Here is a 20168-nt window from a genome sequence, read left to right as displayed (position 1 = left end):
CAACACAGGAGCAGGTTATGAGTGAAATGCGCATCAATGGCGACCGTCTGTGGGCGGCGCTGATGGAACTGGCCCGGATCGGCGCCACGCCGAAAGGCGGCGTCAAACGCCTGGCGTTGACGGACCTGGACAAGCAGGGCCGCGACCTGGTGGTCGGCTGGGCCAAGGACGCCGGCATGTCGATCACGATCGACCAGATCGGCAACGTCTTCATGCGCCGCGACGGCACCAACAACGCGCTGCCGCCGATTATGACCGGCAGCCATATCGACACCCAGCCCACCGGCGGGAAGTTCGACGGTAACTATGGCGTGCTGGCCGGCCTGGAGGTGGTGCGCACATTGAACGATCTGAAGATCAAGACCGAGGCGCCGATCGAAGTGGCCTTTTGGACCAACGAAGAAGGCTCGCGCTTCGTCCCTGTGATGATGGGTTCCGGCGTGTTCTGCGGCGCCTTCAGCCTGGAGACGGCCTACGCGGCCAAGGACACCGAAGGCAAGACGGTGGGCGAGGAACTGGCGCGCATCGGCTACAAGGGTGACCAGGTGCCGGGCCAGCATCCGATCGGCGCCTACTTCGAGACCCATATCGAACAGGGTCCGGTGCTGGAGGACGCCGACAAGGTGATCGGCGTGGTGCCGGCGGTGATGGGTCTTTCGTGGTACGACTGCGTGGTCAGCGGCATGGAGGCGCATGCCGGCCCGACGCCGATGGGATTGCGCAAGGACGCGCTGCAGGTATCGACGCGCATCATGCAGGAAGTGGTGGCCATCGCCAACCGCTATCCGCCGTATGGCCGCGGCACGGTAGGCATGGTGCAGGTGTTCCCGAACAGCCGCAATGTGATTCCGGGCGAAGTCAAATTCAGCATCGACCTGCGCAACGTGAACGATGAACTGCTCAATACCATGCACGAGGAGATGCTGGCCTTTATCGACAAGACCCGCGCCGAAAGTGGCCTGGGGATTTCGATCGAGCGCGTGTCCTACTATCCGCCTTGCCCGTTCCATCCGGACTGCGTTGACGCCGTGCGCAACGCCACCGCCAAGCTGGGATATTCGACGATGGACGTGGTGTCCGGGGCCGGCCACGATGCGATCTACGCCGCGCGTCTGGCGCCGTCCGGCATGATCTTCGTGCCATGCAAGGACGGCATCAGCCACAACGAGATCGAGGACGCCAAGTCCGAGCATCTGGAAGCCGGCTGCAACGTGCTGCTGCACGCGATGCTGGAGCGCGCGCGGGTAGTGTGAGAGAGTATACAGACCCACAGCAAGCCTACCTCGATGGCAACCGGCGTATGGCCGTCGGCGACGCGCTCGGCGCCGAAGAGTGCTTTTGGCAGGCCATAGCGCTACAGCCGGAGCACGCCGGCGCGCGCGCCAATCTCGGTTATCTGAAAGAGCTGCGCGGGGACTTGCTGGAGGCCGAGTTCCACTATCTGCACGCGCTCGCGCTGCTGCCCGATCACGCGCAGCTATATCAAAATCTCGGCGTACTTTTGCAGAAGTCCAAGCGCTTCGACGAGTCGGAAGCTGCCGTGCGCATGGCGCTCGATATCGCACCCGAGTCGCCGTCCGCATGGAGCCAGTTGGGCGTTCTGCTGGCGTGTGTGCAGCGCGAGCAGGAGGCGGAGGCGTGCTACCGCCGCGCGCTGGAACTGGACGAGGACTATCCCAAGGCGCAGTTCAATCTCGCCTACATCCTGTTGCGACAAGGCCGGTTTTCCGAGGGCTGGCCGCTGCTGGAGTCGCGCTGGCACTTCGACAGTCTCGCGCAGCCCTTTAATTGCCCGCCGTGGGAAGGCGAATCGCTGTCAGGAAAAGCGGTGGTGATCGTGTCCGAGGCCGGGCAGGGCGACATGATCCATTTCAGTCGGTACGCCGCGAAGCTGAAGGGGGCGGGCGCGGTCCGCGTCGCGGTGGCATGTCCGCCGGCGCTGCGGCGCCTGATGGCTGGGTTGGACGGCGTCGATGAGGTCTACGTCCAGCAGGGTGCGGTGCCCGGCAGCGGTTGGGATTTTTGGACGCATCCTATGCGGTTGCCGGCGATGTTCAGCACCGACTTATCCAACATACCTTCGGCGCCCTATATCACGCCCGATCCTGAGCTGGTGCGTTACTGGGCCGGCATGCTGCCTCAAAAGGGATTGCGGGTTGGTTTGGTTTGGAAAGGCAATCCTCAGTTTGAGAATGACGCCGAGCGTTCGCTGCCCTCGTTGCATACACTATTGCCGCTGGCGGACATCTCTCACCATGGAGCGCTGCATTTCGTCAGCCTGCAGAAGGGTGATAGCGAGGCGGAGGTGCTGACGCCACCAGCGGGGATGACGCTGCAAGCGATTGCGCCGCGTCTGCAGGACTTTGCCGATACGGCCGGGGTCATTGCCAATCTGGATCTGGTGATCAGTGTCGATACGGCGGTGGCGCACCTGGCGGGCGCGCTTGGCAAGCCGTGCTGGCTGCTGCTGCCGGATCATCGCTGCGACTGGCGCTGGCTGACGGAGCGCAGCGATACGCCTTGGTATCCGTCGATGCGATTGTTCCGGCAGCCGCCGGGCGGTGGCTGGGCCACAGTGATCGCGGACATGGCGTCAGAATTGCGGCTTAAAGTCACCTCAGATCCACGTAGGGCGGATTAGCGCGAAGCGCGTAATCCGCCATGCATACGCCGCAGACGGCCCAACCATGGCGGATTACGGCGTTCCGCCTAATCCGCCCTACGTGGAACCGTCGTAGCTGCGTAAGAAATCCAGCAGCACCTGCGCCGCGATATCGGCATCGTCGGCCGTCATCGTCTCCAGCGGATTGTGGCTGATGCCGCCATTGCCGCAGCGCGTGAACAGCATCGCCACATCCGTGATCGCCGCCATCGCCATCGCATCATGCCCGGCGCCGGACAGCAAATCAAAGCGCGGCAAACCCGCCCGCTCGATCGCCGCCCCCAACTGGTCCATCAACCTCGGTGCACACGGCGCCGCCGCCGCATCGACGATCCGCTGCAAACTGAATTCCACCTGCCTCCGCGCGCAAATCTGCGCGATGCCATCCAATACATCCTTGACGGCCGCCTGCCTAACCGCGTCGTCGGCCGCGCGGATGTCCAGCGACAATTTGCACGCCCCAGGCACCACGTTGACCGAACCACCCGGCACCTGCAACTGCCCAACGGTTCCAACCAACGCCACACCTTGCCCGCAACGCCGCTCCACCAGCAGCACGATCTCCGCCGCCGCTGCGGCAGCGTCCTTACGCATCGTCATCGGCGTGGTGCCGGCGTGGCTGGCCAATCCGGTCAGCTCGACGAGGTAACGCGAGCTGCCGGCGATGGCCGTCACCACGCCCAGCGCCAGATCCCGTCCCAGCAGCACCGGCCCCTGCTCGATATGCACTTCGACAAAGCCAAGCAACTGCGCCGGATCGCGCGCGATCGCGGGAATGCGCGACACGTCATGGCCGGCCGCCAGCAGCGCGTCGCGCATCGCGATGCCGTCGGCGTCGGTCTGGTCCAGCAGCGACAGATCGAAACGACCGGTCACCGCGTTACTGCCCAGGAAAGTGCTCTTGAAACGCACCCCTTCCTCCTCGGCGAAACCGACGATCTCGAAGTGGTAAGGCAGCTTCTCGCCGCGCTGGTGCAGATGGCGCACGATGGCGATCGGCAGAAGGATGCCGAGCCGGCCATCGTATTTGCCGCCATTGCGCACCGTGTCGTAGTGCGAGCCGGTCATCAGCGTTTTGGCGCCCGGAACGTCGGAGCGGTACACGCCGACCACATTGCCGACGTTGTCGATATGCGCCTCCATGCCGGCTTCGCGCATCCATTCCGCCAGTTGCGCGGCGGTGCGGCGATGCGCCGGCGTCATATAGGCGCAAGTCAGGTCGAAGTCCGCGTCGCCCCCGTTGTCCGCGTCGCTCCAGGCGCCGATGATCTCGGACCACTGCATGATCGCCGGGCCGAAGTCCAGGGTCACTCCCAGCAGGTCGTTCAGGCGGATCTCGGCGATGCGCTTGATCTGCCGCAGGCACTCGGCGATTTCGTCGGCGCGCTGGTTCTTCAAACGGCGCGTGAAGGTGGCGATGATGTGGCGCCGCGTCAGCCCCTGTCCGTCCGGTCCTTTGACCGCCAGGATGAACGGGAAGCCGAATTTGGCGTTGTAGTCGGCGTTGAGCCGGTGCAGCGTGGCGAATTCCTCGGCGCTGCACAGGTGCAGCCCGGACCTGGCCTGTTCGCTGGTCGATTCGGCGGTCAGCTGGCCGGCGACTGCGGCTTTGCCGGCCAGTTCCGGGTGTTCGCGGATCAAACCCAGTTGCTCGTCCAGGGTGGCGGCGCTGACCACGTCCTGTAACGCCAGCTTCAGCGCGGTGGCGTTGGCGAAGGGACGTTGCGCCGCCGCCCGCTGCGGTATCCAGGGCGAGTGCTCATAGATGCCGCGCAGGTGCTCGACGAAGGTAGCGACGTCGCAGCTGTTTAAATCGGAGAGTGTGGTCATGGCGTGGTATCCGGTATCGAACCCTTATCATAACCGCGTCGGCGCTCGCGCGATATACGCGGTATGCCGTAAGATGTATATCGTACGGCGTACTTCGCGTGGCTTACTTCTGGATCAGCGCCTTGGCGGCGGCGGCTACCTGCTCGCGCAGCCATTTGTGCTCGGGCGCCTGGTGCACGCGTTCGTGCCACAGCTGGTAGAAGCGCATCGCCGGGAACTTGACCGGCACCGTATAGGTTTTCAGCGCCATCTGTTTTTCGTAGTAGCGGACGAACTGGCGGCCGGTGGTCAGCACCAGGTCTGTCTGGGTCAGCATGTAGGGGATCAGGCCGAAGTAGGCCGATTCGACGACAACGTTGCGCTGCAAATCCTGGCGTTCCAGATAGTCGTCGATGACGCCGTGGTATCCGGGCAGGATCTGGGTCGGCGCCACGTGAGGCAGGGCCAGGTACTCGTTGAGCGTCATGGCGTCGCTGGCGGTGCGCAGCGCGTACGGGCAGTCGGCGCGCATCACGCAGATGATCGGGTCTTCGAACAGCTTGGACATGTGCAGGTGCTCGGGCGGCTCGTCCCAGTTGGCGATGACCAGGTCCATGTCGCCGTCGGAGAGCAGGCGCACGTAGTCGACACCAGGCCCCAGGCTGTGGATTTTCACGCGGCTGTTGGGCGAACCGCGTCGCAGCAGCGCCACCAGGTTGGGCAGGAACTGGCTGTCCAGGTAATCCGGCGCGGCGATGTGGAAGGTGCGCGCCTCCTCCTGCGGGACGAAGGGCGACTTCTTGAGGAACAGGTTTTCGGTTTCGTCGAGAATGCGCTTGGCCGGGATCAGCAGGCTTTCGCCGTGCTGGGTGGGCACCATGCCGCGCGCGCCGCGCACCAGCAGCGGATCTCCGGTCAGCTCGCGCAGCTTGCGCAGCGAGGCCGAGATCGAGGGCTGCGGCTGATTCAGTTTGAGGGCGACGCGGGAGACGTTTTTTTCCACCAGCAGCAGGTAGAGGATGCGGATCAGGTGGAGGTCCAGGTGTTGCGGCAGGGCGGCCATGAACTATAAGCGCTTGAATTGAAGGTTTATACGAAAATCGATATGTTTAATATACTCTAATCTTCATGTGGCCGGTATCAAATCCGTTTATCTTCTGTAACTTAGCCACATCCTCGACCGGAAAGAATCCATGGAATTATTCGCCTATCTGATCCCGTACGGCCTTGAGTGGCTGAACCTGATCGTCCGCTGGCTGCACGTCATCACCGGCATCGCCTGGATCGGCGCCTCGTTCTACTTCGTCTGGCTGGATAACTCGATCCGTCCGCCCGCGCCGGGTTCCGAGCTGGCGAAGAAGGGCGTCTCGGGCGAACTGTGGGCGGTGCACGGCGGCGGCTTCTATAACCCGCAAAAATACCTGGTCGCCCCGGCGGAGCTGCCGAAGGAACTGCACTGGTTCAAATGGGAAGCCTATTCGACCTGGCTGTCCGGTATCGCGCTGCTGACCATCGCCTACTACTTCAACGCCCAGGCGATGATGATCGATAAATCCGTGGCGGACATCAGCAGCCTGCAGGCGATCGGCATCGGCGTCGGCACCCTGGTCGTCGGCTGGACGGTGTACGACCTGCTGTGCCGCTCCCCGCTGGGCAAGCATGACCTGTGGTTCGGCATCGTGGTATTTGTGCTGATCGTGGCGGCGGCCTATGGGTTGACGCATGTGCTGAGCGGGCGTGCCGCCTACATCCACGTCGGCGCGCTGATCGGCACCATCATGGTCGGCAATGTGCTGATGCTGATCATCCCGGGCCAGCGCAAGATGGTCGAGGCCATGTCGGCCGGCCGCATGCCCGATCCTGTCCATGGTCAGAAGGCCAAGCAGCGCAGCGTCCACAATAACTACTTCACGTTGCCGGTGCTGTTCATCATGATCAGTAACCATTACGCGATGACTTATCGTCACGAGCATGCGTGGCTGGTGCTGGCGTTTATCATGGCGGCTGGCGTCTTCATTCGCCACTTCTTCAATCTGCGCCACAAGGGCCGCGTCGAGTGGCGCTATCCGGTGATCGGCGTCGCGCTGCTGGTGGCAGTGGCCGTGGCGATCGCTCCGGCCCGTCCGGTGGCGGTGGCGCCGGCGGCCGATCCGGCGGCGGAATTCGCCAAAGTGAAGGCCATCATCGCGCACCGCTGCGCCTCGTGCCATGCCGAACGGCCGACGCAACCCGGCTTCGCGGCGGCGCCTTTGGGGGTGATGCTTGAGAACGACGCCGAAATCCATCAGAATGCCGAGAAAATCTACAAGCAGACGGTCCAGCTCAAAGCCATGCCGTTGGCGAACCTGACCCAAATGACCGATGCGGAACGGGCGCAAATCGCCGCCTGGTACGAAGCCGGCGCAAAATAAAGGAAGCGACTATGAACGGCACCAAGGAGCAACTGGCCAAATGGATCGATGACCACTTCGACGAGGAGGTCGGCGTTTTGCAGCAGTTATTGCGCGTGCCGACCGATACGCCGCCCGGCAACAACGCGCCGCACGCGGACATGGTGGCTGATCTGGTCAAGGCCTATGGCTGGAGCGCCGAGAAGCACGCGGTGCCGCAACAGGTGGTGCGCGACTACGGCATGGAGACGATCACCAACCTGATCGTCCGCCGGCCGTACCAGGCGGGCGGTCCGACGGTGGCGCTGAACGCGCACGGCGACGTGGTCCCGCCGGGCGACAACTGGACCTATCCGCCCTACGGCGGCGTGGTGGAAAACGGCTATATCTACGGGCGCGCGGCCGCCGTCTCCAAGTGCGACTTCGCCACCTACATCTTCGCCACCCGCGCGCTGGAAGCGCTGGGCGTACCGCTCAAGGGTGGCCTGGAACTGCATTTCACCTACGACGAGGAATTCGGCGGCCTGCTCGGCCCTGGATGGCTGCTGGAGCAAAAGCTGACCAAGCCCGATTACGTCATCGCGGCGGGCTTCAGCTACAACATCGTCACCGCGCACAACGCCTGCCTGCAACTGGAGATCACGGTCAACGGCAAATCCGGCCACGGTGCGATGCCGGAAACGGGCCACGACGCGCTGCAGGCGGCGACGAAAATCCTGAATGCCATCTACGACCAGCTGCCGGAGCTAAAGAAGATCAAGTCCAAGATCGCCGGTATCGACTCGCCGACGATGCTGGTGGGCCGCATCGACGGCGGCACCAACACCAACGTCGTACCGGGCAAGGTGGTGCTGAAGATGGACCGTCGCATGATTCCGGAAGAGGAGCCGGCGGAGGTCGAGGCGCAGGTGCGCGCGATGATCGAAAACGCGGTGCGCGGCATTCCCGGCATCAGCCTGGAAGTCAAGCGCCTGCTGCTGTCACACGCGCTGCGCGAGCAGCCGGGAACCGAAAAGCTGGTCGCCAGCCTGCAGCAAAACGCCCAAACCTATATCGGGGAGCTGATTCCGGCGCAAGGCACGCCGCTGTACGCGGACGCGCGCCTGTACGGCGAACACGGTATCCCGGCGGTGCTGTACGGCGCCGGACCGCGCACGGTTCCCGAATCGAACGCCAAGAAGGCGGACGAGCGCCTCAACCTCGAAGACCTGCGCAAAGCCACCAAGGTGGTCGCCGCAACCCTGCTCGATTTCCTTGGCTAAACTCCGGGGTCAGGTCCACCAATGCTACACGGCCGCGACGGTAGTTGGCCTTAGCGCCCAGGTCGTGTAGAAATGGTGGACCTGACCCCGGAGCTGGGGTGTGGTGTAGCGCACGGCAGGTGCAATCAAGATTGCCGTATGATATGGAAATTATTGTCCATACGGCTAGCCTGTGCTGCGATACGAGTTAATCAGTTGCCATGACTGCGGGGTGCTGCACCAGTACCGCCCCGTGCGGCCGCGCGAAAAGGCGCGCTGCGTGCGCTGCGGCTCCGTTCTCTATCGCGGCATCCATTCGGACCCCAACCGCATGGCCGCCATCACCCTCGGCGCCATCGTCACCTTCCTGATCGCGCAGTTTTTCCCCATCGTCGAACTGCAAATCGGCGGCTATAGCACCAGCGCGACTTTGCTCGGTTCCATCCGCGTGCTTTGGCATGAGCAAATGCAGCTGGTGGCGGCGGTGGTGTTCCTGTTTACAATGCTGCTGCCGGCAGTGGAGCTGGGGGCGCTTTTCTATGTGACGATGGCGCTGCGTGCCCGCCGCCGTCCTCCCGGCTTCGACCATCTGCTGCGCGCCATCGGCGCGGCCCGGCGCTGGGGCATGACCGAGGTGCTGATGATCGGTATCCTGATCACCATCGTCAAGATGACCAGCCTCGCGCAGGTTTTGCTGCAACCGGGCCTGTTCGCCTTTGGCGCGCTGACGTTGATGCTGGCCATCGTGGTCTCCTTCGATCCCAAGCACCTTTGGAATATCGGCGAGCATTTGCCGGGTCCCGGCGGCCCGCGCGCGTCGCAACGTCAATTCCATTACAAGGCGGCGCCCGGCGGCGCCCACCTCGAGGCCTGTCACAGCTGCGGCCTGGTGGCGTCGGTGCCGCGCAAGGCGCGCCATCAGCGCTGCGAGCGTTGCGGCGCGGCGCTGCACCGGCGCCGTCCCGACAGCGTCGGTCGCACGTGGGCTTTTCTGCTGGCGGCCACGATTCTGTACATCCCCGCCATGCTGCTGCCGGTGATGTACACCGACTCGCTGTTCGGCAAAGAAGACGATACGATCATCAGCGGCGTCATGCTGTTCTGGAACAGCGGCTCGCAGGCGCTGGCGATCATAATTTTCATCGCCAGTATCGTGGTGCCGGTGCTGAAATTGGCCGCGCTGTCGCTGCTGGCGCTGACGGCGCAGACCCGCTCGCGCTGGCGCCCGCAGCAACGCACGGTGCTGTACCGGATCGTGGAATTCGTCGGCCGCTGGTCGATGCTCGATATTTTCGTCATCACGCTGACGGTGGCGCTGGTGCGCTTCCAGACGCTGGCGGTGATCACCGCCGGACCCGGCGCGCTGGCGTTTTGCGCGGTGGTGGTGCTGACGATGTTGGCGTCGATGCAGTTCGACCCGCGCCTGATATGGGATGCAACCGATTCAAATGGAGAAAAACATGCCTGAAAACGAAGGCGGCCAGCCGCCGCTGCACGAGCCCCATGTGGAGAAGGCCAGCAGCTGGCTGCCTTCGCTGGTATGGCTGATTCCCTTGCTGGCGGCGTTGATCGGCGCCGGCCTGGTGGTCAAGTCCTTCATCGACCGGGGACCCACCGTGACGGTGAGCTTCCGCAGCGGTGACGGTCTGGAGCCCGGCAAGACCAAGGTCAAGTTCAAGGATGTGGACATCGGCCTGGTGAAGTCGATTTCGCTGGCGCCCGATCTGACCAAGGTGCTGGTCACCATCGACATGAGCAAGGAGGCGTCGCGCTTTACCGCCATCGATACCCGTTACTGGGTGGTGCGCCCGCGCATTGGCGCCAGCGGCGTGTCAGGACTCAATACCCTGCTGTCAGGGTCCTACATCGGCGTCGACGCCGGCAAATCGGAGGAGACCAAGAGTGAATTCACCGGCCTTGAACAGGCGCCGCAAGTGGCGTTCGACGAGAAGGGCAGCTATTTCACGCTGCACGGCGAGACCCTCGGTTCGATCGACGTCGGCTCGCCGATCTTCTATCGCCGCATCCCGGTCGGGCAGGTCGCGGCCTACGATCTGGAGGCGAAGGGGCGCGGCATCAACATGAAGGTGTTCGTCAAGTCGCCCTACGACCAGTACGTCGGCAAGGGCACGCGCTGGTGGCATGCCAGCGGCGTCGACGTGCGGCTCGATTCGAACGGCTTCAAGGTCAACACGCAGTCGCTGGCGGCCTTGCTGGTCGGCGGCATCGCCTTCGAGAGCATGAACGGGCAAAAGCCCGCCGCCGCCGCGCCGACCGGCAGCGAATTCCTGCTGGCGGCCGACCAGGCCAGCGCGCTGCGCGAGCCCGATGGCGCGCCGATCACCACGGTGCTGTACTTCGACCAGTCGCTGCGCGGCCTGTCGCAGGGCGCCACGGTGGACTTCCGCGGCATTGTGCTGGGCGAGGTGCGGTCGGTGGGCGTGGAGTTCGATCCGGTCAAGAAGTCGTTCCGCATGCCGGTGACGGTGGATATGTACCCGGCCCGCCTGGGGCGCGCCTTCCAGAAGTCCGTCGACGAGGATCAGCGCAATAGCGCCGGCTCGCAGGTGCTGGAGCGGATGGTGGCGCGCGGCTTGCGCGGCCAGCTACGCACCGGCAATCTGCTGACCGGCCAGTTGTACGTGGCGCTGGACTTCTTCCCGAACGCAGCGCCGGTCAAGCTGGATATGAGCAAGGAGACGGTGGAATTGCCGACGGTCCCGAACAGCCTGGACGAACTGCAAACGCAGCTCGCCAGCGTCGCGCGCAAGCTCGATAAGGTGCCGTTCGACGAGATCGGCGTCAATCTGCGCGATACGCTGAAGAGCGCCAACGTGCTGCTCAAGCAGCTCGATGCGCAGGTGGTGCCGGAGATGAAGGATACCCTGGGCGCGGCGCGCAAGACCTTCAGCACCGCCGACCAGATATTGCAAAAGGACTCGCCGGTGCAGTCCGATTTGCGCGAGGCCTTGCAGCAGCTGACGCAGACGATGCAATCGCTGAACGCCTTGTCGGACTATCTGGAACGCCATCCGGAATCGCTGTTGCGCGGCAAAGGCAGCAAGCAGGATAAACTGGGAGAGAAGAAATGACGCAGATGATCAATCGATGCACCCGCCTGACTCGGTCGGCCCTGGCGATATCGGCGGCGGCGCTGGCGCTGGCGTTGGCCGGCTGCGCCAGCACGCCGCCCGAGCATTTCTACAGTCTCAGTAACGGCATGGGCGTGACGCAGAAGGCTGACACGCCGTCCGCCGGCTACTACATCGAAGTGCCGGCGGTGACGGTGCCGCAGCAGGTCGCGCGCAACCAGATGGTGGTCACGACGGGCGCCGGCAGCATCGATCTGCTGGAGTACGACCGCTGGGCTTCGCCGCCGGCCGCGGAGATCGGCCAGGCGCTATCGCTTGCGATTTCCGGCGAGCTGGGTACCATCGACGTGTTCCGTACGCCCTCGCCGGACGGCACGCCGGTCTACCGCATCAGCACCAACGTGCAGCGCTTCGAATCGGCGCCCGGCAAGTACGCGCTGATCGACGCGGTGTGGAGCGTACGGCTGGTGGGCGGCACCAAGGTGCTCACCTGCCGCAGCGTCGCCAACGAGGACGTCGGCCCGGGCAACGATGCGCTGGTGGCGGGCCATCGCCGCGCCGTCGTGCGCATCGGTGCCGATATCTCCAAGGCCGTGCGCGCGCTCGCCGCCGGCGGCAACGCGGGCTGCTGACAGCACTCTTGAACTAGGACTCCAAGAATATATGGGACAAATTTACCTGGTGCGCAGCGGACAAGCGTCCTTCGGCAGCGCCAACTACGATCAGCTGTCGGACATGGGCTACGAGCAGGCGCGCCTGCTGGGAAAGTGGTTCGCCAAAAGCGCGCAGCCGTTCCACCGGATGATCACCGGCGGCATGGCGCGGCACCACCAGACCGCCGACGCCTGCATGGCGCAGCTCACCAAGCCGCAGGTGGAGGGCGCCGACTGCCTGACCGACGCGGGCTTCGCCGAATTCGATCATCATGAGGTGATGCTGCGGCATTGTCCGGAATTCGCCGATCCCGCCGCCTTCCAGCAATTGCTGTCCCGTTCAGCCGACCCGCAGCGGGCGGCGGAGCAGTTGTTCCGGGGTGCCATGCAACGCTGGATGACGGGGTGGCACGACGACCAATACGTCGAAGCCTGGCCGGATTTCCGCCGCCGCGTGGTGTCCGCGCTGGAGCGGCTCGATACGCCGGACAGCAAGCGGACCACCATCGTTTTCACCTCCAGCGGCGTGATCGCCACGGTGATCCAGCATGTGCTGGGGTTTCAGGATTTTCAGGTGATGGAGATGACGTGGAAGGTGGCCAATTGCGCCGTCACCCGGCTGCTGCACCGTCCGGGCGAATTCGGTCTGAGTTATCTGAACAATTATTCGCACCTTGAGCAACCCGGGCGGCCCGACGCCGTGACGTACCGCTAAATCACGATCGTATCGTCTGATGTTGACTGTATGAGCATACAGTATAATTAAGTATGCCTACCCCCGCAGATCCACCTTCACAGCAAGGATTTATCCTGACCCGCCATTGGCGCGACGCGCCCAATGGGACGGAGATCGAGTTTTGGCTGGCGACCGACGACGGCCCCAGGAAAATCCGCCTGACGATGCAGACCTCGGTGGCCTTCGCCGAGGCGCGGGAGCGCTCGGCCATCGAGGCGCTGCTGGACAAGTCGGATGGCATCGAGCTGCGCGAGCTAAAGCTCAAGACCTTCGAGCAGGAGCCGGTCCTCGGCGTCTACTCGTCCCGCTACAAACAACTGACGGCGCTGGAGCGCACGCTGCGCGACCACGGCATCAAGATGTACGAGGCCGATATCCGCCCGCCCGAGCGCTATCTGATGGAGCGCTTTATCACGGCCGGCGTGCAGGTGGAGGGCGGCCGCGTCGACGGTGCCACCATCCGCGATTGCAAACTCAAACCCGCTCCCGACTACCGCCCCAAGCTCAAGATGGTATCGCTCGATATCGAAACCAGTGCCTACGAGGACCTGTATTCGATCGCGCTCGAAGGCTGCGGCCAGCGCCAGGTGTACATGCTAGGCGCGCCGCCCGCCGAGGCGCCAGCCGGCATCGACTTCGATCTGGAATACTGCGCCACGCCGCGCCAGCTGATCGAAAGGCTCAACGCCTGGATGGCGCGCCACGACCCCGATGTGCTGGTGGGCTGGAACGTGGTGCAGTTCGACCTGCGCGTGCTGCAGAAGAACGCCGACAAGCACAAGATCGCGCTGACCCTGGGCCGCGAGGGCAAGACCATCGAATGGCGCGAGCATCCCGGCAAGCAGGGATACATGTTCGCGCCGGTGGTCGGCCGCGTCGTCCTCGATGGCATCGACGCGCTCAAGGCGGCGTCGTGGATGTTCCCCTCGTTTAGCCTGGAGAATGTGTCGCAGGCGATGCTGGGCGAGGGCAAGGACATCGGCGACGTCTACGACAAGATGGCGGAAATCGAACGCCGCTTCCAGGAAGACAAGCCGGCACTGGCCCATTACAACCTGAAGGACTGCGAACTGGTCACGCGCATCTTCGACAAAGCCAATCTGCTGGCCTTCATGATCGAGCGCGCGACGGTGACCGGTTTGCAGGCCGATCATCTGGGCGGCTCGATCGCCGCCTTCGGCCACCACTATTTGCCGCGCATGCACCGCGAAGGCTATGTGGCGCCGAGCGTGGGCGATATCTCCGGCGGCGCGTCGCCGGGCGGTTTCGTCATGGATTCCAAACCTGGCCTGTACGACTCGGTGGTGGTGCTGGACTATAAAAGCCTGTACCCGTCGATCATCCGTACCTTCCTGGTCGATCCGGTCGGCCTGATCGAGGGCGAGATCGCCGAAGATCCGGCGACGATCGTGGAGGGCGTGAACGGCACCGTGTTCTCGCGCGAGAAGCACTGCCTGCCCGAGATCACCACGCAAATCTGGAAGCAGCGCGACGCCGCCAAGCGGGCCAAGAACGAGCCGCTGTCGCAGGCGCTCAAGCTGCTGATGAATTCCTTCTGCGGCGTGCTGGGCGCGACCGAATGCCGTTTCTTCAATCCTCGCCTGGTTTCCTCTGTCACCTTGCGCGGACACCAGATGATGAAACAGACCCGCGAGCTGGTCGAGGCGGAAGGCTACGACGTCATCTACGGCGACACCGATTCGATCTTCATCTGGCTTAAAAAAGAGTACAAGAACGCCGACGCGCTGGACATCGGCCAGCAGCTTGCGAACAAGATCAATGCCTGGTGGCGCAGCATGTTGAAGGATAAGCATGGCCTGGAATGCCATCTCGAGATCGAGTTCGACACGCACTTCCAGAAGTTTTTCATGCCGACGATACGCGGCACGGAAATGGGCAGCAAGAAGCGCTACGCCGGGCTGACGGTCAACGCCAAGGGCGAGGAAGAAGTGATTTACCGCGGCCTCGAAGTGGCGCGCAGCGACTGGACGCCGTTGGCGCAGCAGTTCCAGAAAGGGCTGTTCCTGCGCATCTTCAAGGACGAGCCTTATCAGGACTTCGTGCGCGACTACGCGCGCAAGACGGTGTCGGGTGATTTCGACGAGCTGCTGGTGTACCGCAAGCGACTGCGCCACCGGCTGGACGAGTACAAGGTCAACGTGCCCCCGCAGGTGCGCGCCGCGCGCCTGGCCGATGAATACAACGAGTCGCATCGGCGCCCGCTGCGTTATCAGAACGGCGGCTGGATCAGCTACGTGATGACCACCGGCGGACCCGAGCCGCTTGAGGCGATGCGCTCGAATATCGACTACGACCATTATCTGACCAAGCAGTTGCAGCCGATCGCCGATTCGATCCTGCTGCCGATGAAGGACAGTTTTTCCAGCCTGACCACCTTACAAGCCAGTCTTTTTTAACGGAGCGACCATGAACGATTTCAAGAAACTGCACGACGGTAGCCAGCTGCTGCACCTGCCCAACGCCTGGGATGCTGGCAGTGCGCGCTTGTTCGAGAGCCTCGGCGCGCCGGCCATCGCCACCACCAGCGCCGGTGTGGCATGGGCCGCGGGTTACGCCGATGGCGACAACATGCCGGCCGACGTGGCCATTGCCGTCGCCATCAACATGGCGCGCGTGCTGACGGTGCCGTTGTCGGTCGACCTGGAAAACGGCTACTCGGATGATGCGAACACCGTGGCGCAAAATGTGATGAAGCTGGCCCATGCCGGTGTGGCGGGCATCAATCTGGAGGATGGCCACGGCACGCCGGAGGCGCTGGCCGCGAAGATCGTCGCGATCAAGAAGCTGCTTGCGGCGTCGGGCAAGGAACTCTTCATCAATACCCGTACCGACGTGTATCTGAAAGGGCTGGCGCCGGAAGGGGAGCGTGTGGTGGAGGTGTTGAAGCGCGCCGCGATCTATAAGGCCGCTGGTGCGGATGGTCTGTTCGTGCCGGGTATCTGCAAGGCCGACGAGATCAAGGCCGTCGTTGCACGCGCAGGGCTGCCGGTGAATGTGATGGACTGGCCGGGCGTGCCGTCCGCCGACGAATTGCATCAGCTGGGTGTGTGCCGCTTGAGTGCCGGTTCCGGCATACCGCAGGCCTTGTGGGCCGTTGCCGCCGACATGGCGAAGGGTTTTCTGGCCACCGGCACCGCCGGTCCTTTGATGGACAAGGCGATGCCGTATGGTGAGTTGCAGGCATTATTCATCAAGGCTTAGCGGGTCGCAGGGACCAGCGCCTTCGACCGGTTATCGAAGCTATACGCGCCGGCGCCGAACGCCACCACTTGCAGCAAACCACCGGCCATCGCGAAGTTTTTCAGCAGATGGATCATTTGATTCTGGTCGCCCACCGCGTTGTGGAAGGCCAGGCCGGTGACGATCGAGAACACCGCCAGCCCCGCCGCCACAAGGCGCGTCTTGACACCCAGGACCAGCAGCAGGCCGCCGCCCAGTTCAACGCCGATGGCGATCGCCAGTGCCAGCGGCGCGAACGGGAGGCCGGTCGAAGCGATGTAACCCATCGTCGCGGCGGGCGCGGCCAGCTTGCCGAAGCCGCTCAGGATAAAGATCGCCGCCAGCAGTACGCGGCCGATGACAGGAATGGCGGAGGTGTTTGGATTGATGGTGTTCATGGTAATTCCTTTCGAGGTTTAATTAAGTTTTTACTGCACGGCTTACATTAATTTCGCGGAGCGCAGCTGCGCGCCGATACGTTCAATTTCGTTCTCGCCCTTGGCCAGAGCGGCCTCGCTGGTGTGCACCGAGTAGTAACCGGTCACCAGGTCATACGGGTGCTTCACGGCCGAACCGAGGACGAATTCGGTGGCGCCTTCGGCGACGAAATCAATCGTCTCGTTCCCTTCGGCGAACACCGCGACCTCCTTGCCGATCGTGGTGCGGCCGGTGCGCAGCGCGCCGCTGGCGACCGATGCCCAGGCCACGTCATGGCCGGCGGGCGGCGTGTAGGTCCAGCGCTCGCCATCGGCCAATTTCACATGCAGATAATTGATCGAGGCGCGCGGCCGGATGGCGCTGACGGCGCCACCATAGCTGCCGATGATCACGCGCGCCGGCCCCACGCTTTGCACCTGCTCGGGCGCCAGGTACTGGCTGTGTGCCGGGCCGTTTTCATCTTCGGCCGGCAGTGCGAGCCACAGCTGGAAACCGGTCACGCTGGCGCCGGCCACCGGGCCGCCGTCGTGCCAGACGCCGCCGCCGGCGTTCATCCATTCGACACCGCCGGCCGTCAACTGGCCTTCGCTGCCAGTGGTTTCGCGGTACTGGATGGCGCCGTCCATGACCACCGTGACGGTGGCGATGCCCGAATGCGGGTGCATGCCCATCATGTGGCCGCTCGTCGCTTCCATATGGAACAGGTCGAGGAAGACGAAGGGCTTGATCAGCTGGCCGACATCGCCAGGGCTCACCAGGCGGGTGATGCCGCCGCGGCTGCGGCCGGCGGTGCGGTGAATCAAAGTGCGTTGAGTTGACTGGTTCATGGTACGGCTCCTTGTTTTGTTTGCGGCACATGTCAGTGCATGGGATGAATCATAGATATCGCCGATCCATCTGAGAAGCCTATATAATTAGATGTGTAGTATCCAAGGAGTAGATACATGCTGGACGCCATGTCGCTGGACCAGCTGCGGACCTTTATCGCCGCAGCGGAGGAGGGGAGTTTTTCGGCCGCCGGCCGCAAGCTGCGCCGGGCGCAGTCGGTGGTCAGCACCACCCTTGCCAATCTGGAGCAGCAGGTCGGCTTCCCGCTGTTCGAGCGCACCGGCCGCTATCCGCAATTGACGGAGGCGGGCCGGGCGCTGCTGTCGCAGGCGCGGCAGGCGGTCGACAGCATGGACGCCTTCAAGGCGCGGGCGGACCCTGGCCGAGGGGCTGGAGCCGGAACTGGTGGTGGCGGTGGATGTGATGTTTCCGATCGAGACGCTGACGGCCGCCGTGCAGGCGTTTCATCAAGCCTTTCCCGGCACGCCGCTGCGGCTGTATGTGGAAGCGTTGGGCGCGGTGCTGCAGCCTCTGCTGGACGGCAACTGCCGGGTGGCGGTCATCGGCAGCTTGCCGGACATCCCGGATGGCTGCGCGTCGGAATTCCTGCTCAGCGTGGCGGCCGTCTGCGTGGTCGCACCCGGCCATCCGCTGGCGGCCACCAAGGGGCCGATACCGCGCGCGGTCGCCGCCGAACAAGTGCAACTGGTGCTGACGGACCGCTCCAGCCTGACGGCGGGACGTAACTTCGGAGTGATGTCGTCCAAGACCTGGCGCCTTGGCGACCTGGGCGCCAAGCACGCCTTCCTGCGGGCGGGACTGGGCTGGGGCTATATGCCGCTGCACATGGTGGAGGAGGAGCTGCGCGACGGCAAGCTGGTCGAGATCCGCCTGGAGGGCCAGCCCGCCGTCGGGGCGGGTTTCTCCATGCACGCGCTGCACATGAAGGAGTTCCCGCCCGGCCCCGCCGGCAGATGGTTCGTCAACCAGCTGAAGATCTAGCAGCCCGGCTTTAGAACATGCTGGCCGTCGGCCGCACGATGATCTCGCTCACGTCGACGTCGGCCGGCTGGTCGATGGCGAACTGGATCGCGCGGGCGATCGCCTCCGGCTTGATCGAGACCTGGCGGAAGGCGCGCATTTCCTCGCGCCCGCCGGCGTCGGAGATCGACTCGGCCAGTTCGGACTCCACCACGCCCGGCGACACCACCGTCACGCGGATGTCGCCGCCCACCTCCTGCCGCAGTCCCTCGGAAATCGCCGCCACCGCGAACTTGGTGGCGCAGTAGACGGCCGCCGTCGGGCTCACCGTGTAGGCGCCGATCGACGCCAGGTTGATGATTTGGCCGCTGCGCTGTTTCTGCATCAGCGGCAGGGTGGCCGCGATGCCGTGCAACACGCCGCGAATGTTCACGTCGATCATGCGGTTCCATTCGTCGACCTTGAGCGCCTCCAGCTTCGACAGCGGCATCACGCCGGCGTTGTTAATGATCACATCGACACGGCCGTGGCGGTCGACGGCGGCGTCGACAAAGCGCTGCATGCTTTCCTGATTGGTCACGTCGAGCGCACACACGCTGGCCAAGCCGCCCGCCGAGCCGATCTCGACAGCCAATGCCTCCAGGCGATCGGTGCGGCGCGCGCCCAGCACCACGTGCATTCCCTGGGCCGCCAAATGCCTGGCGGTCGCTTCGCCGATGCCGCTGCTGGCGCCGGTGATGAGGACGACTTTTTTCGATGGGTTATTCATTTTCTGCTCCTTTTGGTTGAGATGCGATGGAGTCAGTATGCGGAAACAGGCACGTCTCGAACATATCGGATCGTCTCTGTACCTTGCCTGATCCTCCAAATTCACCGCGCAGAGCGTTAAGCCAGATTGTAGCGAAATAGAAACATTCTTGAAGATAGTCAGTCAGCGACAAAATGTGTCATTTTCAGTTTTTCCAATCGGACAAATTTGCTCGCCGCGGCAAATATTTCCTCATAGCTAAGTAGATACTTTTAACCGCTTATTGAAACTTTTTGTTACAGTTTCTCTATGGAATGTCACTTATGTTCACAGAAACTTGGTTACATTTCCCTTACAAAATAGTTTCGTGCAAGCTTTGACAGTCGAGGTCGCCAACAACAGAATCGACCTCACACCCACTTAAGAAAACGTTAATTCTGACGTGCTTCCAGCCCGGCGTCCGGCCAACCGTCGGTCACCGGAAAAGTGGGTGTGGTGTTAGCGCTATCTCTCTAACTGTCTGATAAAGGAAGACTCATGACTTTGAATAAAGCAATGATGGCATTGACGTTGTCGCTGGTCGGCGGCCTGGCGATGGCCGCCCCAAGCTCCTCGTTCGTCGATTTCTCCAATGGGGCACAAGGGTGGGAAGGCATGCAGCCGATGGACGGCAACGGCGGTTCCGGCATCAACCCCAACCTGGGGAATGGCGCGCCGGCCTTGCACACCGTGATGGAAAACTTCGGTATCAGCTTCAGTAACAGTACCAACCAGTCCTACCTGGGCGATTACGGCAAACTTGGTAGCGTCACCATCGGCCTCGACGTCATCGCCAACTCGATCCGTTACTTTGGACAGGAAGTCTCGCGCAACATGGTTGTCGAACTGCGCGACTACGGCAACACTCCGCAGGGCATGCCTTACACCAGCGTTTGGTACGACCTGGGCGCCATCGACTACACCAAGGGCTGGCAGCACCTGTCTGTAACTATCGGTGATACGACATCGACCGCTTTGCCGACCGGCTGGGGTGGTTATGGCTCCTCCGACGATGCCGCCGGTCCCGGCCTGCCGCCGGGCCGCAGCTTCGCCGACGTGCTGTCCAGCGTCGACGAGCTGGTCTTCACCACCTACGTTCCCGGCTATATGTACGGTTTCACGGATTATGACGTCGCGGTCGACAACATCTCCGTCAGCGCCGTGCCGGAGCCATCGACCTACGCGATGATGCTCGGCGGGCTGGGCATGATCGGCTGGATGAAGCGCCGCAAGTCGCGCGCGGCCTCGTCGGCGAAAGCGGCTTAAACGCCGGGGTTTAAAACATTGAATCGGAGAGTGGGGCCCCGCTTT

At 63.3% G+C, this 20168-nt stretch carries 16 protein-coding genes and 1 pseudogene; 12 read left to right on the top strand and 5 right to left on the bottom strand.

Annotated elements, in window-relative coordinates; all coding sequences use genetic code 11:
• Nucleotides 1-17: 17 nt before the first annotated feature.
• Both NHH73_25985 and NHH73_25980 read left to right on the top strand, forming a co-directional pair.
• A complete protein-coding gene (locus tag NHH73_25985) occupies nucleotides 18-1253 on the top strand; it encodes a Zn-dependent hydrolase (protein ID USX25978.1) in 1236 nt (411 codons plus the stop codon).
• Between the two features lie 47 nt (nucleotides 1254-1300).
• Nucleotides 1301-2641: a tetratricopeptide repeat-containing glycosyltransferase family protein gene (locus NHH73_25980; GenBank protein ID USX25977.1), complete on the top strand. Its 1341-nt coding sequence runs from the start codon at nucleotides 1301-1303 to the stop codon at nucleotides 2639-2641.
• 78 nt (nucleotides 2642-2719) lie between these two features.
• Here the strand turns inward: NHH73_25980 and NHH73_25975 are convergent, their stop codons facing one another.
• Together NHH73_25975 and NHH73_25970 are read right to left on the bottom strand one after the other, a co-directional pair.
• Nucleotides 2720-4492, bottom strand: coding sequence for an allantoate amidohydrolase (locus tag NHH73_25975; protein USX25976.1), 1773 nt, complete (start codon nucleotides 4490-4492; stop codon nucleotides 2720-2722).
• A gap of 103 nt (nucleotides 4493-4595) precedes the next feature.
• Nucleotides 4596-5534 carry a LysR substrate-binding domain-containing protein gene (locus NHH73_25970; GenBank protein ID USX25975.1) on the bottom strand — a complete coding sequence of 313 codons (939 nt, stop codon included), beginning with the start codon at nucleotides 5532-5534 and terminating at the stop codon, nucleotides 4596-4598.
• Between the two features lie 130 nt (nucleotides 5535-5664).
• On the opposite strand from NHH73_25970, the gene NHH73_25965 reads away from it, so the two are divergent.
• From NHH73_25965 to NHH73_25930, 8 genes are all read left to right on the top strand, one after another.
• A complete protein-coding gene (locus tag NHH73_25965) occupies nucleotides 5665-6882 on the top strand; it encodes a urate hydroxylase PuuD (GenBank protein ID USX25974.1) in 1218 nt (405 codons plus the stop codon).
• A gap of 11 nt (nucleotides 6883-6893) precedes the next feature.
• Nucleotides 6894-8123, top strand: coding sequence for an ArgE/DapE family deacylase (locus tag NHH73_25960; protein USX25973.1), 1230 nt, complete (start codon nucleotides 6894-6896; stop codon nucleotides 8121-8123).
• Between the two features lie 172 nt (nucleotides 8124-8295).
• Nucleotides 8296-9570, top strand: coding sequence for a paraquat-inducible protein A (locus tag NHH73_25955; protein ID USX25972.1), 1275 nt, complete (start codon nucleotides 8296-8298; stop codon nucleotides 9568-9570).
• Entirely contained in the window at nucleotides 9563-11194 is a 1632-nt protein-coding gene (locus NHH73_25950; GenBank protein USX25971.1) for an MlaD family protein, read from the top strand. The genes NHH73_25955 and NHH73_25950 overlap by 8 nt, the downstream gene beginning before the upstream one ends.
• Nucleotides 11191-11826 carry a PqiC family protein gene (locus NHH73_25945; GenBank protein ID USX25970.1) on the top strand — a complete coding sequence of 212 codons (636 nt, stop codon included), beginning with the start codon at nucleotides 11191-11193 and terminating at the stop codon, nucleotides 11824-11826. The genes NHH73_25950 and NHH73_25945 overlap by 4 nt, the downstream gene beginning before the upstream one ends.
• 31 nt (nucleotides 11827-11857) lie before the next feature.
• Nucleotides 11858-12562 carry a phosphoglycerate mutase family protein gene (locus NHH73_25940; protein ID USX25969.1) on the top strand — a complete coding sequence of 235 codons (705 nt, stop codon included), beginning with the start codon at nucleotides 11858-11860 and terminating at the stop codon, nucleotides 12560-12562.
• Nucleotides 12563-12615: 53 nt separating this feature from the next.
• Entirely contained in the window at nucleotides 12616-15000 is a 2385-nt protein-coding gene (locus tag NHH73_25935) for a DNA polymerase II (protein ID USX25968.1), read from the top strand.
• Nucleotides 15001-15010: 10 nt separating this feature from the next.
• Nucleotides 15011-15805, top strand: a complete 795-nt coding sequence (locus tag NHH73_25930) for an isocitrate lyase/phosphoenolpyruvate mutase family protein (protein USX25967.1) — start codon at nucleotides 15011-15013, stop codon at nucleotides 15803-15805.
• On the opposite strand, the gene NHH73_25925 is transcribed toward NHH73_25930, so the two are convergent.
• A complete protein-coding gene (locus tag NHH73_25925) occupies nucleotides 15802-16221 on the bottom strand; it encodes a DoxX family protein (protein ID USX25966.1) in 420 nt (139 codons plus the stop codon). The two genes, NHH73_25930 and NHH73_25925, sit on opposite strands and share 4 nt — an antisense overlap.
• A 42-nt stretch (nucleotides 16222-16263) precedes the next feature.
• Entirely contained in the window at nucleotides 16264-17088 is an 825-nt protein-coding gene (locus NHH73_25920; GenBank protein ID USX25965.1) for a pirin family protein, read from the bottom strand.
• A 117-nt stretch (nucleotides 17089-17205) separates the two neighbouring features.
• On the opposite strand from NHH73_25920, the pseudogene NHH73_25915 reads away from it, so the two are divergent.
• Nucleotides 17206-18091: pseudogene (locus NHH73_25915) on the top strand (LysR family transcriptional regulator).
• Between the two features lie 10 nt (nucleotides 18092-18101).
• Here NHH73_25915 and NHH73_25910 read toward each other — a convergent pair.
• Nucleotides 18102-18839, bottom strand: coding sequence for an SDR family oxidoreductase (locus NHH73_25910; protein ID USX25964.1), 738 nt, complete (start codon nucleotides 18837-18839; stop codon nucleotides 18102-18104).
• A 516-nt stretch (nucleotides 18840-19355) separates the two neighbouring features.
• Here NHH73_25910 and NHH73_25905 point away from each other — a divergent pair.
• Nucleotides 19356-20123, top strand: coding sequence for a PEPxxWA-CTERM sorting domain-containing protein (locus NHH73_25905; protein ID USX25963.1), 768 nt, complete (start codon nucleotides 19356-19358; stop codon nucleotides 20121-20123).
• Nucleotides 20124-20168 lie beyond the last annotated feature (45 nt).

The sequence above is a fragment of the Oxalobacteraceae bacterium OTU3CINTB1 genome, from assembly GCA_024123955.1.
Classification (GTDB): Bacteria; Pseudomonadota; Gammaproteobacteria; order Burkholderiales; family Burkholderiaceae_D; genus Rugamonas.
This window is presented reverse-complemented; position numbering and strand designations above follow the sequence as displayed.